Source organism: Mitsuokella apri (assembly GCF_047974105.1).
Taxonomy (GTDB): Bacteria; Bacillota; Negativicutes; order Selenomonadales; family Selenomonadaceae; genus Mitsuokella.
The window spans coordinates 208323-220078 of sequence record NZ_JBHYRS010000001.1 but is presented as its reverse complement, the minus strand read 5'-3'; the positions used below and the strand labels follow the sequence as shown (position 1 = coordinate 220078).

Sequence of the window (11756 nt, the reverse complement as noted above, 5' to 3'; positions counted from 1 at the left end):
AAGGAGGCAATTTATTATGAAGGTAACAGTTGTTGGTGCAGGTAATGTTGGTGCTACGGTCGCAAACGTTCTTGCTACGAAGAAGTTCTGCAGCGAGGTCGTTCTCGTCGATATCAAAGAGGGTGTCCCGCAGGGCAAAGCCATGGATATCATGCAGACGGCTCATATGCTGAACTTTGACACGACGGTAACGGGTGTCACGGCAAAACCTGGCGATCCGGAAGGCTACGCTCCGACGGCTGGTTCTGATGTTGTCGTTGTTACGTCCGGCATGCCGCGTAAACCGGGTATGAGCCGTGAAGACCTCATCGGTGTCAACGCTAAGATCGTTAAGAGCGTTGTTGACCAGGCCCTTAAGTATTCCCCAAATGCTTACTTCATCATCATCTCCAACCCGATGGACGCTATGACGTTCCTGACGCTCAAAGACACGAAGCTTCCGCGCAACCGCATCCTCGGCCAGGGCGGTATGCTCGACAGCAGCCGTTTCCGTTATTTCCTCGCACAGGCTTTGACGAAGGCTGGCTATCCGGCTACGCCGGCTGACGTTGATGGCATGGTCATCGGCGGCCACAGCGACAAGACGATGGTTCCGCTCGTCAGCTATGCAACGCTGCGCGGCATTCCTGTAACGCAGCTCCTCAGCAAGGAAGCTCTTGACGATGTTGTTGCTCAGACGAAGGTCGGTGGCGCTACGCTGACGAAGCTCCTCGGCACGTCCGCTTGGATTGCTCCGGGCGCTGCAGCTGCAACGATGGTTGAAGCTATCGCTCTCGATGCTAAGAAGCTCATCCCGTGCTGCGTCTACCTCGAAGGCGAGTATGGTGAGAAAGACCTCTGCATCGGCGTACCGTGCATCCTCGGCAAGAACGGCCTCGAGAAGATTGTCGAAATCAAACTCGACGGCGACGAGAAAGCTAAGTTTGAGGAAAGCGTTCAGGCTGCCCGCAACACGAACGCAAAACTCGGCGACGCACTCAAATAATTGCCTCTTACAAGCCGCATAACAAAAGCTCCTGCTTTGGCAGGAGCTTTTTTGTGTCTCATTTGACCAGCCGGATACATCTGCGCTATGATGAAAAGAGAAATAATTTCATGGAGGGATGGTATGCAGGAAGATGCATTCTATATGAAGATAGCGCTGGATGAAGCGCAGAAAGCCTATGACCTCGGTGAGGTGCCGATTGGCGCCGTGCTCGTTGATACCGGGGGAAATATCGTTGCGCGCGGGCATAATATGCGTGAAATCTGGCACGACGCGACGGCACATGCCGAGATGATTGCGATACGCGAGGCCTGCAAAAGTCTTGACCGCTGGCGTCTTTCGGGCCTGACGCTCTATGTGACGATTGAACCGTGCCCGATGTGTGCGGGGGCCATTGTCATGAGCCGTGTCGACCGCGTCGTTTACGGCAGCACGGACGCAAGGGCCGGTGCCTGCGAGTCGGTGTTCAATATTCCAGGCAATCCGACGCTCAATCATCGCCCTGTCATCACGGCCGGCGTGCTGCAGGCAGAATGCGCGGGCATCATGAAACGCTTCTTCAAGATGCGGCGCGAGCAGCAAAAGGCACTCAAGAAGCTGAAAAAGCAGAAGGAGGCGGCAGATGATGGATGTTCAGAAGAAGATGACGGTTGATATGCTGCACGGTTCGATGGCGGGGCCGATGGTTATCTTTGCCCTGCCGCTCGCGCTCACGGGCGTGCTGCAGCAGCTCTTCAATACGGCGGATACGCTGGTGCTCGGTCAATGCGTCGGCACGGATGCCCTCGCGGCCGTCGGCAACAACGCGCCGATTATCAGCCTGCTCGTCAATCTCTTTATCGGCATCTCGCTCGGTGCCAACGTCGTCATCGCACGCTTCATCGGTGCGCATGACTTAAAAGAGACGATACGGGCTGTCCATACGTCTTTTCTTTTGGCACTGATCCTAGGCATTTTCGTGGCCGTCCTCGGTGAGCTCATCGCAAGACCCATGCTCGAGCTTCTGGCCGTGCCGGATTCCGTCATGCCGGCTGCAGAGCTCTATCTGCGCATCTACTTCCTCGGCATGCCGGCCATCGGGCTCTATAACTTCGAGTCGGCCATCTATCGAAGCCGCGGCAATACGTGGACACCGCTCAAGGCCTTGGCCGCAGCGAGCGGCCTCAACATCGTGCTGAACCTCGTGACCGTGCTCGTTTTCGACTGGGGCGTGGGCGGCGTGGCTGCGGCGACGGCTCTGTCTAATTATCTGAGTGCCTGGATGCTTTATCATGCGCTCTGCCATGAACACGGCATCATCCGGCTCGAACCCGGCGCCATCCGCATGGAAAAGTCGTACGCGAAGGAAATCCTGCGCATCGGCCTGCCTGCAGGCATTCAGGGCATGGTGTTTGCCCTGTCGAATCTCGTCATTCAGGCGGCCATCAACAGCCTTGGTGCGGTCGTCATGGCAGCTTCGACGGCGGCGTTCACCATCGAAATCAACATTTACGTGCTGCTCATCGCCTTCGGCCAGGCCGTGACGACGTTCGTGAGTCAGAACTACGGCGCGGGCAATCTTGCGCGCTGCCGCAAAGCCACAAAAACGGGCTTCAGCGTGACGATGCTCGTGACCGTCGTGCTTTCCGCGCTGGCCTGCCTGTTTGCGAACGAGCTTCTGGCCTTGTTCAATGATAACCCCGCTGTCATCGAGATTGGCCGTATCCGCATTTTCTACATCATCGGTTTTTATTTTCTCTGTGTCTTTATCGAGATTCTCTCGGGGGCCTTGCGCGGCTACGGCTACTCGCTGCCGCCGGCTCTTTTAATGCTCGTGACCATCTGCGGCGTGCGCATCGCGTGGATTTATACGGCGTTTGCCGCCAAACCGACGTTCACGAACATCATGATTTCATATCCTCTGAGCTGGGTCATCACAGCTGTACTGCTCATCGGCATTTACGCCTTCTACCGCAAACACATCAAGCCGTTAGTGCTGCGTCTTTGAGAGCAGAAAGCAGATATAGTAAAAATATAAAATTAACGACATCAAGTTCCTCAAAAAAGATGTGAAGCGCAAAATCAAGAAGTTTCGAGGATATCGTGAGCCTGTTGCATTGCTACTCTATGAAGCTGTATTCCAATCGCAATAGGCTGCAGAAGATCAAGGAGGCGATAGAGGATGATGAAACGAGTGGAACACCACCGGCTTAACCCTTCTTCACCGTTCTATGCCATGTTGCGTGAATTCTGTCATCGTTCCAAGAACCTCTACAATCATGGAAACTTCCTGATCCGTCAGGCGTTCATCAAGGATAGCAAATGGCTGCGCTATGGCGAAGTCGACCGTTTGCTGAAGGCGGATGCAGACTACCCCGACTATCGGGAGATGCCGACTGCGCAGACGGCGCAGCAGACACTCCGCATTTTAGATAAGAACTGGACATCGTTCTTCGCGGCCATCAAGGACTGGAAGGCCCATCCCGAGAAGTACAAGGGACGTCCTAAACTGCCGAAGTACAAGCCGAAGGAAGGCTATTTCCCGCTGGTGCTGACGAACCAGAACTGCAAGCTCAAAGACGGAATCATCTGTTTTCCCAGGACCTTCCAAGGCTTCACGGTAAAGGCCATCTTTGTCGGCCAGCCTGATGCTGTATTCAAGCAGGCGCGTATCATCCCGCATGGCGGAGAGATTTGCATAGAACTCGTCTATGAGATTCCCGAGGTCGAAGAGAAAGCGGACAATGGAAAATATGCCGCTATCGACATCGGCATCGACAATCTCGCGGCGCTGGCATGGAATACAGGCGAGCGACCTGTCCTGCTCAAGGGGACGCCGCTCAAGTCGGTCAACCAGTACTATAACAAGCAGATGGCCAAGCGCAGAAGCATCTGTGAGCGGATGAATGGACGCCATTCATCGAAGCGAATCGCGCGGCTCACAGTGAAGCGGAACCGCAAGGTCGAGGATTACCTGCACAAAGCGAGTCGCAAGGTCATCGACTTGTGCGCGGGGCAGGACGTGTCGGTACTGGTCATCGGCAAGAATAAGGGCTGGAAACAGGAAGCGAATCTTGGGCGCAAAGTCAACCAGAGCTTTGTGCAGCTGCCTTTCGCCCGCTTCATCCAGATGCTGCAGTACAAGGCCGAGTCAATCGGCATGAAGGTCGTGCTGACTGAGGAGAGCTACACAAGTGGCACTTCCTTCTTGGATGGAGAGGCCCCGGTCAAGGCCTGCTATGACAAATCACGCCGGGTTCATCGCGGCCTGTTCAAGACAAGTGATGGCCGGAAAATCAATGCCGATGTCAATGGTGCCTACCAGATCATGCGAAAAGTATTCCCGAATGTGAACGCAGACGGGATAGAGGGCGTAGCGTTGCGCCCAGCTGTAGTAACTCTTTCGATGAGCGCTCGTCGCAGCTCAGGCTGCGCCTGATGTGAGAAAGAGTGAACAGCGAAATTTATTAAAAATACAAATATCATTATTTGGTATTTATAATAAATATAACGTAGTTGCCACCGACGAAGCGCATCATCCGGAGCTGACGTTTCGTCCGCTGCAGCCGGCCTTGTACTCTCATAATTACTTGATTTGGAAGGAAGGGCAGACCTTTTCGCGGGCTGCCGGCGTCGTGCGTGCCCGTTTGGACGAAATTTTCGGCACTCGCGAATAATATGCTTACTGAGCATGGAAAGGAATTAATAATAAGTATTGGTAATAAAACACCTCTCATTGTATAATTAAATCAGTTCAAGGAACAAAATGACGATTTGCTTACACGATGAGAGGTGTTTTTGATGCAAAAGAAAAAATACATGAAAAGGATGTTGGTTATGGCCACGTTAGGCGTGACCATGGCTTTAGGCACAGTGGGCATGACGGCAGAAGCCGCCGCCCAGACGGATAAGGCACAGACGAACATGCAGACACAGCAGGCTGCCGCAGACACGAAAGTACAGGGGGAGAGCAATTTGAAACTGACAACAGAATGGGATAAAGTTTTTCCGGAAAGCAGGGATGTCAACCATCGCAAAGTGACATTTCACAACCGTTACGGCATGGAACTTGCCGCCGACCTCTATGAGCCGAAAAAAATTACAGGCAAACTCGCGGCCGTTGCGGTCAGCGGACCTTTCGGCGCGGTTAAGGAACAGTCTTCAGGGCTTTATGCACAGGAACTGGCGAAACGCGGTTTCCTGACGATTGCCTTTGATCCTTCGTTTACGGGCGAGAGCGGCGGCGTGAACGGTGTGCGCAATGTGGCATCTCCTGATATCAACACCGAGGATTTTTCGGCAGCCGTCGATTTCCTGTCCAATGAAAAAGATGTCGACCCGGACCGCATCGGCATTCTCGGCATCTGCGGCTGGGGCGGCATGGCTCTCAATGCGGCGGCCATGGATACGCGCATCAAGGCTACGGTGGTTTCGACCATGTACGATATGAGCCGTGTCATGGCCAATGGCTACTTCGATTACGATAAGGACGCAGCGACCATCAAGAAAGAGCGCATGGCAAACCGCAGGGCACTCAATGCTCAGCGCACCGAGGACTACCGCACGGGCACGTACAAGCGGGCGGGCGGTGTCGTCGACCCGCTGCCGGCCGATGCCCCGCAGTTCGTCAAGGATTACTACGCTTATTACAAGACGAAGCGCGGCTATCATCCGCGTTCCCTGAATTCCAACGAGGGCTGGAATCTGACGACTGCTCTTTCGTTCATGAATATGCCGCTGCTTACCTATGCTGATGAAATCGAAAGTGCCGTACTGGTCATCCACGGGGAAAAAGCGCATTCGCGCTACTTCGGTGAGGATGCCTTCAAGAAGCTCAAAGGCGATAACAAAGAGCTGATGATTATCCCCGGTGCCAACCATACGGATCTTTACGACAATATGGAAAAAATCCCGTTTGACAAAATCACGTCATTCTTCCAGAAGTATCTGAAATGATGAGATGAGAAAATTTGTTAGTAAGAATTTTGTCGGGCAGCCAGCCACTGGCTCCATGTTTGCTGAAAATTTGACGCACAGTTTTCTTTGACATAATGGGCGAAAAGCTGCAGGCCATGATAACGCGGCCCGCTTGAAAGGTCGGCGCCGCCTAGGCCGCGCTGATGCGCAATTGCCTCATCTGCGGTGACGGATGGATGTTCCAGCAGCTCATAGAGTACCATAAACGTCGTCGTACGGCCCTGTCCGGCCTGGCAGTGGAAGAAGAGCCAGCCGTGATTTTTCGGCAGACTGCGGTAAAAATCGACGAAGTCATCGATGACCGCAGGCCCCGGCCATTCCATATCGGTCGCGGCCAAGCGCTTATAGCCAAGACCTGACTTATGCGCAAGTCCGCGTTCCGTTGACCAGCTCTCTACTGGTTCAGCAAAAGATGTTTTGATATGTTCTTCATCGTAGCGGCCCATCGGCAGGGCTTGGACATGCTGCCCAAGCGTTCCCTGCAGACGGGCCGTTTCGTCTTGTTCGACTGCTTTGGCTGCAAGGCCGCGGTTCGCCGCATTCTGGGGACCGTGCCAGCTCACGGCTGCATCATTTAAAAAGCCGTGGGACTCCTGCCGCAGGTCAATATCCCAAATGGGGGTATCGGGAGAAATTTCAAGGAGCTTGGGCAGATGGAGAAGGACTGCCGGTGTCGGCTGCCCGCCGCCCGCGATTTTAAGACTTTCGTCACGCCGAAAATGAATCGGTTCGCCGCTGCTGACGGCCGCGTCAAGGCGCCAGGCTGGTTCTGCCGGAACTGCCGCTGAAATCAGCGGCGAGACGAGCAGTAAAATCAGCCAGCTCAGGCAAAGGAACGAGAGGACTGTTTTTTGATGTATAAGACGTATCGTGGGAAAAGGCAAGGGGCAGCATCCTTTCTGTTTACGGAAATCGATGTATGAAGGTGAAACTTCTATAGATAAAATGCATAATACCGTCTTCATGATAAGCATTTCAACGGACAGGGAAATCCTGCTAAAATAAAGGCAAACAGGGAATCGAGAAAAGTTTTTTGCTTGAGCCCGACAGGCTTTCAGGTTATATAAGTTATATAAGAAGTATATAAGAAGGAAAGGAAGAATATCAAGATGTTAGGCAATTTTACATACTGCAATCCGACGAAACTCTACTTCGGTAAAGAAGCTTTGGAAAATCTGCATGGCGAATTGAAAAAATATGGCCAGAAAGTCGCGCTGGTCTATGGCGGCGGCTCCATCAAGAAAAACGGCATTTATGATGCTGTGACGAAGATTCTTCAGGAAGAAGGCAAAGATGTCGTCGAAATCGCCGGCGTCATGTCGAATCCGACCATCCATAAGCTGCGCGAAGGCGTGGAGACTGCCAGAAAGCAGGGCACGGAGTTCATTTTGGCCGTGGGCGGCGGCTCCGTCATCGATTATGCCAAGGCTCTGTCGGTTTCGGTCCACTGTGACGAGGACCCTTGGGAGAAGTATTTCGTCAAATTTGAAGAACCGGACTGCGCGACGCTTCCCGTCGGCACGGTCCTCACGATGGTCGGCACGGGCTCGGAAATGAACGCTGGCTCGGTCATTACCTATCCAGAGAAGAAACTCAAGATTGGCCATGTGTTTGCTGATGAAAAAATCATGCCGCGTTTTTCTATCCTGAATCCTGTTTACACGATGACGCTGCCGAAATATCAGATGACAGCCGGCATTTACGATATCTTCAATCACATCTGCGAGCAGTATTTCTCCGGCACGGATGACAACACGAGCGATTATCTCGCCGAAGGGCTGATGCGCAATGTTATTGAGGCCGGCCGCAAAGCTGTCGTGAATCCCGAAGATTATGAGGCCCGTTCGAATCTGATGTGGGATGCGACTTGGGCACTCAACACCCTGATTGCCAAGGGCAAGACGACGGACTGGATGGTCCATATGCTGGGTCAGTCCGTGGGCGGCTGCACGAATACCACGCATGGCATGACGCTGGCCGCTGTATCGCTGCCGTATTACAAGTTTATCATGAAGGATGGTCTGCCGAAATTTGTCCGCTTTGCGAAAAACGTATGGAACGTCGATGCTGCAGGTAAGAGCGATGAGCAGACTGCCGAAGAAGGCCTTGCAAAGATGAAAGCTTGGATGCAGGAACTGGGCCTTGTTCTTCATCTCAAGGAACTTGGCGCGGATGAGACCATGCTCGACGACCTCGTGAACGGCACGCTGATTCTTCAAGGCGGCTATCGTATATTGACAAAAGAAGAAATCCGCACGATTTTCCGTCAGGCCATGTAAAGATGCCTGACGTGCGATTCATGCAGTTAAAAAGACCTGCTGTCTGTCAGCGGGTCTTTTTTGTTGGCAGACGAAAAAAGATGCGCTATAATTGTTTTCAATATAATTTCGATAATTTCACATCATGAGAGGAATCAATGAATGACAAGACGTGAATTTATTTTAGCCGGCCTCGGGCTCATAGGCGCAGCTTCTGCGGGCGGTGTTTATTCCTACGTGCATCGGCCAAAATTTGGCGAGCTGCCATCGGGGGAACGCTTAAGGCGCATGCAGGCCTCGCCGCATTACCATTGGGACCATTTTGAAAACCTCGTGCCTGTGCCCGTGATGTCGGAAGACGAGGGCGAGCATGAAAACCGCCTTGTGGCCACGTGGAAATTCCTGTTCGGTGATAAAAAAGGGTTGGTGCCCGATAATCCCCTGCCATCTGCAAAAACAAATCTTCTGGCTCTGCCGCGCGAGCAGGATGCCGTTGTCTGGCTCGGTCATTCGAGCTTTTATGTGCAGCTCGGCGGCCATCGCATCCTCATTGACCCCGTATTCAGCAGCTATGCTTCGCCTTTATGGTTTATCAACCGCGCATTCCCCGGCTCCAATGTCTACACGGCCGAGGATTTTCCCGAAATCGATGTGCTGGCCATGAGCCACGATCATTGGGACCACCTCGACTATCCGACGGTCATGGCCCTGAAGTCAAGGGTTCATCAGGTCGTCTGCCCGCTCGGTGTCGGCGCCTATTTTGAGCAGTGGGGCTTTGATGTGAATCGTATTCATGAGGAAGACTGGGATACGGAAATCAAGCTTTCGGATACGCTCTCCGTTCATATTCTGCCGTCGCAGCATTTTTCCGGCCGTTTTCTCAAACAGAATCCGACGCTCTGGTGCGGCATGGCCTTCATCACGCCGCAGCGCAGCCTCTATTATACGGGCGATGGCGGCTACGGCGAACATTTCAAGGCCATCGGCAAAAAATTCGGCGGCTTTGACTGCGTGCTCGCGGAGAACGGCCAGTACAACCTTGCGTGGCATCCGATTCATATGCTGCCCGAGGAAACGGCCAAGGCTGCTGAAGATGTCGGGGCGAAATTCGTCATTCCTGCGCACAACAGCAAATTCGCCTTGGCGCGCCATCCGTGGCAGGAGCCGATGGCAAAACTGCAGGCAGTGAGCAAAGGAAAATCCTACCAGATGCTGACACCGGAAATTGGCGCTCTGGTGCGTTTTGACCGGATGGAAACGTTCTCGTCCTGGTGGCAGAAGGCCTGAACATCGCCTAAAAAAGCATTCTGTGTCTTTTTCAGGCAGGGGGCTGTGCTCGTTTTTTCAGTTCGTTGAGGAAGGCCTCGCTGGATTTTGACAGCAGGCGGTATTTTTTCCAGACGACGACGGCCGTGGTCGTGAGGGCCGGCTCGAACGGGATGAATTTGAGATGGCCGGTCTCAAGCTGCAGCAGTTCATCGATGCCAATGGCGTTGCCAATGCCCGCGCGGATGAAGTGCGAGACATTGCCAATGAGGTCGAAGCGGCCGACAATATGGAGCTGCCCTGGGGAGATTTTCCCGCCTGACCAGCTGGCATAATCATAAGTCCTCGTGTTCTGGCGTGAGGAAATGAAAAGCGGCATCTCCCTGAGGTCCTCGGGGGTGATGCCTTTTTTGGTGGCCCATTTGCTGTCATTGCGCGTCACGATGCCAATGTGAATGGGCTCGGGCAGGCGGATATAATGATAATCTTCAAGTGAGAACGGCTCAATCATCAGCGCAAAGTCGATGAGGCCGTGCACGAGTTTTTCCTCAACCGTATCGGCATTGCCCGTGAAAAGGTCCACAGTTAGCTTCGGATAACGGCTGTGCAGGTCGGCAAAAAGCTCGGCGAGCAGATGCATGCAGTAGGTTTCGCCCGCACCGATGCGGATATTGCCAGAAAGATCGATGGTGTCGTTCTTGATTTCGTCCTCGGTCTGATTCACGAGCGCGAGAATTTCTTCCGCGCGCTGCCGGAGGTGCATGCCGTCCTCGGTTAAAAGCGTGCTGCGGCTTGTGCGCGTGAATAGTTTCTTGCCGAGTTCGTCCTCAAGGTCGGCAATCTGCCGCGACAAGGTCGGCTGCGTCACATGCAGCACATTGGCGGCCTCCGTCATGTTCTGCTCGCGGGCCACGGCCAAAAAATAAGCAAGCGTGCGAAGTTCCATATTATCAAGCCTTTCTTTCCATATATGATCTATCATCTCATTCTGTAGTATCTGCTCTCATCTTACAGGGCCGATGATTTTTTGACAATCTCTATAATACGAAAAATACATAATACGACCTAATGTATAAGCATTTCACATTACGATGCCATCCTGCTATGATAAAACTATCAAGAGAGGAAAGGAGCGAAAGATATGCACGATGAACTCCTTGACGCTGGCTGCTCGCCGGAATGTCAGGCAGAGTACGATGCCCTGCCCGACGATGAGGCGCGTCTCTGTTATCTGAAACGGCATAGACGTCATCTGGTTGAGAATCTGCACCAGCAGCAGGAAATGCTTTCCTGCCTCGATTATATGATTTTTACACTTGAACAGCATTCGAAAGGACGGGAGATCGTATGACGCTCGATGAAATCAAGAAAGCAAGTCCCTTTGCCATCGGCGGGGAAAATGTCAACTATGCACAGTATTTTGATGGCAAGAGCTATTTAAATGGGCTTTCGCTGCAGCAGGTTTATGTCGGCAATGTGACATTTGAGCCGGGCTGCCGCAATCACTGGCACATCCACCATGCAAAATCGGGTGGCGGCCAGATTCTTCTCGTCACGGCCGGCCGCGGCTGGTATCAGGAGTGGGGCAAACCGGCAAGAGAGCTTAAGGCCGGTGATGTTGTCAATATCCCTCCGGAAGTCAAGCACTGGCACGGCGCGGCGAAGGACAGTGCATTTCAGCATCTGGCCATCGAGGTGCCGGGCGAAGAGACAAGCAATGAGTGGTGCGAGCCGGTGGACCCGGCTGCCTACGATGCTCTGCAGTGATACTATGAAATACTGAAATCCATGAGGTAAAAGAATGAAACAGAGTGGCAGGAAAAAAATTATGGCTGCCCTGCTTGCAGGTGTCATGCTTTTCGGCAGTGGTTTTTCGATGAAAGAGGCAAGTGCTATGGAACAGAATAATAACGTTAAGACAGAAACGCAGAAAAAGGCCGTAAAAGTTGTGCAGACGGCCGGACGTGACCAGCTCGGCGATTTTGCACCGGATTTCGCGCGCTACAACGATGATATTCTCTTCGGCGAGGTCTGGAGCAAGAACGACGTGCTTTCGCTGCACGACCGCAGCATTGTGACGGTTTCCGCGCTCATCGCGCAGGGCATTACGGACAGCTCGCTCAAGTATCATATCGGCGAGGCCAAGAAAAACGGCGTGACAAAGGCTGAGATGGCTGAAATCATCACACAGGTTGGCTTCTACGGCGGCTGGCCGAAGGCCTGGGCAGCATTCCGTTATGCCAAGGAAGTTTATGCAGAATAACACAGATTGAATGTGCGGAAAAGAAAGC

At 53.0% G+C, this 11756-nt stretch carries 13 protein-coding genes and 1 pseudogene; 12 read left to right on the top strand and 2 right to left on the bottom strand.

Annotated features, from left to right (window positions below; translation table 11 throughout):
• Nucleotides 1–16 precede the first annotated feature (16 nt).
• The 7 genes and pseudogenes from ACE419_RS01115 to ACE419_RS01085 all read left to right on the top strand — a co-directional run bounded on the left by ACE419_RS01115 (nucleotide 17) and on the right by ACE419_RS01085 (nucleotide 5920).
• The gene (locus ACE419_RS01115) at nucleotides 17–985 is read left to right on the top strand and encodes a malate dehydrogenase (RefSeq protein ID WP_295630712.1); all 969 of its coding nucleotides are present in this window, start codon (nucleotides 17–19) and stop codon (nucleotides 983–985) included.
• Between the two features lie 123 nt (nucleotides 986–1108).
• Nucleotides 1109–1639: a tRNA adenosine(34) deaminase TadA gene (gene tadA, locus ACE419_RS01110; protein WP_295630710.1), complete on the top strand. Its 531-nt coding sequence runs from the start codon at nucleotides 1109–1111 to the stop codon at nucleotides 1637–1639.
• Nucleotides 1608–2972, top strand: a complete 1365-nt coding sequence (locus ACE419_RS01105) for an MATE family efflux transporter (RefSeq protein ID WP_435720739.1) — start codon at nucleotides 1608–1610, stop codon at nucleotides 2970–2972. The genes tadA and ACE419_RS01105 overlap by 32 nt, the downstream gene beginning before the upstream one ends.
• A gap of 83 nt (nucleotides 2973–3055) precedes the next feature.
• Nucleotides 3056–3178 (top strand): annotated as a pseudogene (locus tag ACE419_RS01100) (IS607 family transposase); the annotation flags it as partial.
• Nucleotides 3179–3200: 22 nt separating this feature from the next.
• Nucleotides 3201–4403, top strand: coding sequence for an RNA-guided endonuclease InsQ/TnpB family protein (locus ACE419_RS01095; protein WP_435720738.1), 1203 nt, complete (start codon nucleotides 3201–3203; stop codon nucleotides 4401–4403).
• Nucleotide 4404: 1 nt separating this feature from the next.
• The gene (locus ACE419_RS01090) at nucleotides 4405–4641 is read left to right on the top strand and encodes a hypothetical protein (protein ID WP_435720737.1); all 237 of its coding nucleotides are present in this window, start codon (nucleotides 4405–4407) and stop codon (nucleotides 4639–4641) included.
• 160 nt (nucleotides 4642–4801) lie between these two features.
• Nucleotides 4802–5920 (top strand): alpha/beta hydrolase, encoded by a 1119-nt coding sequence (locus tag ACE419_RS01085; RefSeq protein WP_435720736.1) that lies wholly within the window; start codon nucleotides 4802–4804, stop codon nucleotides 5918–5920.
• 17 nt (nucleotides 5921–5937) lie between these two features.
• Here ACE419_RS01085 and ACE419_RS01080 read toward each other — a convergent pair whose 3' ends face one another.
• Nucleotides 5938–6825, bottom strand: a complete 888-nt coding sequence (locus ACE419_RS01080; protein ID WP_435720735.1) for a phosphatase domain-containing putative toxin — start codon at nucleotides 6823–6825, stop codon at nucleotides 5938–5940.
• 225 nt (nucleotides 6826–7050) lie between these two features.
• Between ACE419_RS01080 and ACE419_RS01075 the strand changes: the two genes are divergently transcribed.
• Both ACE419_RS01075 and ACE419_RS01070 read left to right on the top strand, forming a co-directional pair.
• Entirely contained in the window at nucleotides 7051–8220 is a 1170-nt protein-coding gene (locus ACE419_RS01075) for an iron-containing alcohol dehydrogenase (RefSeq protein ID WP_435720734.1), read from the top strand.
• Between the two features lie 141 nt (nucleotides 8221–8361).
• Nucleotides 8362–9486, top strand: a complete 1125-nt coding sequence (locus ACE419_RS01070) for an MBL fold metallo-hydrolase (RefSeq protein WP_435720733.1) — start codon at nucleotides 8362–8364, stop codon at nucleotides 9484–9486.
• Between the two features lie 31 nt (nucleotides 9487–9517).
• Here ACE419_RS01070 and ACE419_RS01065 read toward each other — a convergent pair whose 3' ends face one another.
• The gene (locus ACE419_RS01065; RefSeq protein WP_435720732.1) at nucleotides 9518–10411 is read right to left on the bottom strand and encodes a LysR family transcriptional regulator; all 894 of its coding nucleotides are present in this window, start codon (nucleotides 10409–10411) and stop codon (nucleotides 9518–9520) included.
• Between the two features lie 195 nt (nucleotides 10412–10606).
• Here ACE419_RS01065 and ACE419_RS01060 point away from each other — a divergent pair, with 195 nt between their 5' ends.
• Genes ACE419_RS01060 through ACE419_RS01050 form a run of 3 tightly spaced genes read left to right on the top strand, consistent with a single transcriptional unit; the run spans nucleotide 10607 to nucleotide 11728 of the window.
• Nucleotides 10607–10816 carry a hypothetical protein gene (locus ACE419_RS01060; protein WP_435720731.1) on the top strand — a complete coding sequence of 70 codons (210 nt, stop codon included), beginning with the start codon at nucleotides 10607–10609 and terminating at the stop codon, nucleotides 10814–10816.
• Complete coding sequence (locus ACE419_RS01055) at nucleotides 10813–11232, top strand: cupin domain-containing protein (RefSeq protein WP_435720730.1); 420 nt, start codon at nucleotides 10813–10815, stop codon at nucleotides 11230–11232. The genes ACE419_RS01060 and ACE419_RS01055 overlap by 4 nt, the downstream gene beginning before the upstream one ends.
• 34 nt (nucleotides 11233–11266) lie before the next feature.
• Nucleotides 11267–11728, top strand: coding sequence for a carboxymuconolactone decarboxylase family protein (locus tag ACE419_RS01050; protein ID WP_435720729.1), 462 nt, complete (start codon nucleotides 11267–11269; stop codon nucleotides 11726–11728).
• Nucleotides 11729–11756 lie beyond the last annotated feature (28 nt).

What these genes read in the sequence shown, in the direction of transcription:
- ACE419_RS01115 (WP_295630712.1), top strand. Translation starts at nt 17, where the DNA reads ATGAAGGTAACAGTTGTTGGTGCAGGTAATGTTGGTGCTACGGTCGCA.
- tadA (WP_295630710.1), top strand. Translation starts at nt 1,109, where the DNA reads ATGCAGGAAGATGCATTCTATATGAAGATAGCGCTGGATGAAGCGCAG.
- ACE419_RS01105 (WP_435720739.1), top strand. Translation starts at nt 1,608, where the DNA reads ATGATGGATGTTCAGAAGAAGATGACGGTTGATATGCTGCACGGTTCG.
- ACE419_RS01095 (WP_435720738.1), top strand. Translation starts at nt 3,201, where the DNA reads ATGTTGCGTGAATTCTGTCATCGTTCCAAGAACCTCTACAATCATGGA.
- ACE419_RS01085 (WP_435720736.1), top strand. Translation starts at nt 4,802, where the DNA reads ATGGCCACGTTAGGCGTGACCATGGCTTTAGGCACAGTGGGCATGACG.
- ACE419_RS01075 (WP_435720734.1), top strand. Translation starts at nt 7,051, where the DNA reads ATGTTAGGCAATTTTACATACTGCAATCCGACGAAACTCTACTTCGGT.
- ACE419_RS01070 (WP_435720733.1), top strand. Translation starts at nt 8,362, where the DNA reads ATGACAAGACGTGAATTTATTTTAGCCGGCCTCGGGCTCATAGGCGCA.
- ACE419_RS01065 (WP_435720732.1), bottom strand. Translation starts at nt 10,411, where the DNA reads ATGGAACTTCGCACGCTTGCTTATTTTTTGGCCGTGGCCCGCGAGCAG.
- ACE419_RS01060 (WP_435720731.1), top strand. Translation starts at nt 10,607, where the DNA reads ATGCACGATGAACTCCTTGACGCTGGCTGCTCGCCGGAATGTCAGGCA.
- ACE419_RS01055 (WP_435720730.1), top strand. Translation starts at nt 10,813, where the DNA reads ATGACGCTCGATGAAATCAAGAAAGCAAGTCCCTTTGCCATCGGCGGG.
- ACE419_RS01050 (WP_435720729.1), top strand. Translation starts at nt 11,267, where the DNA reads ATGAAACAGAGTGGCAGGAAAAAAATTATGGCTGCCCTGCTTGCAGGT.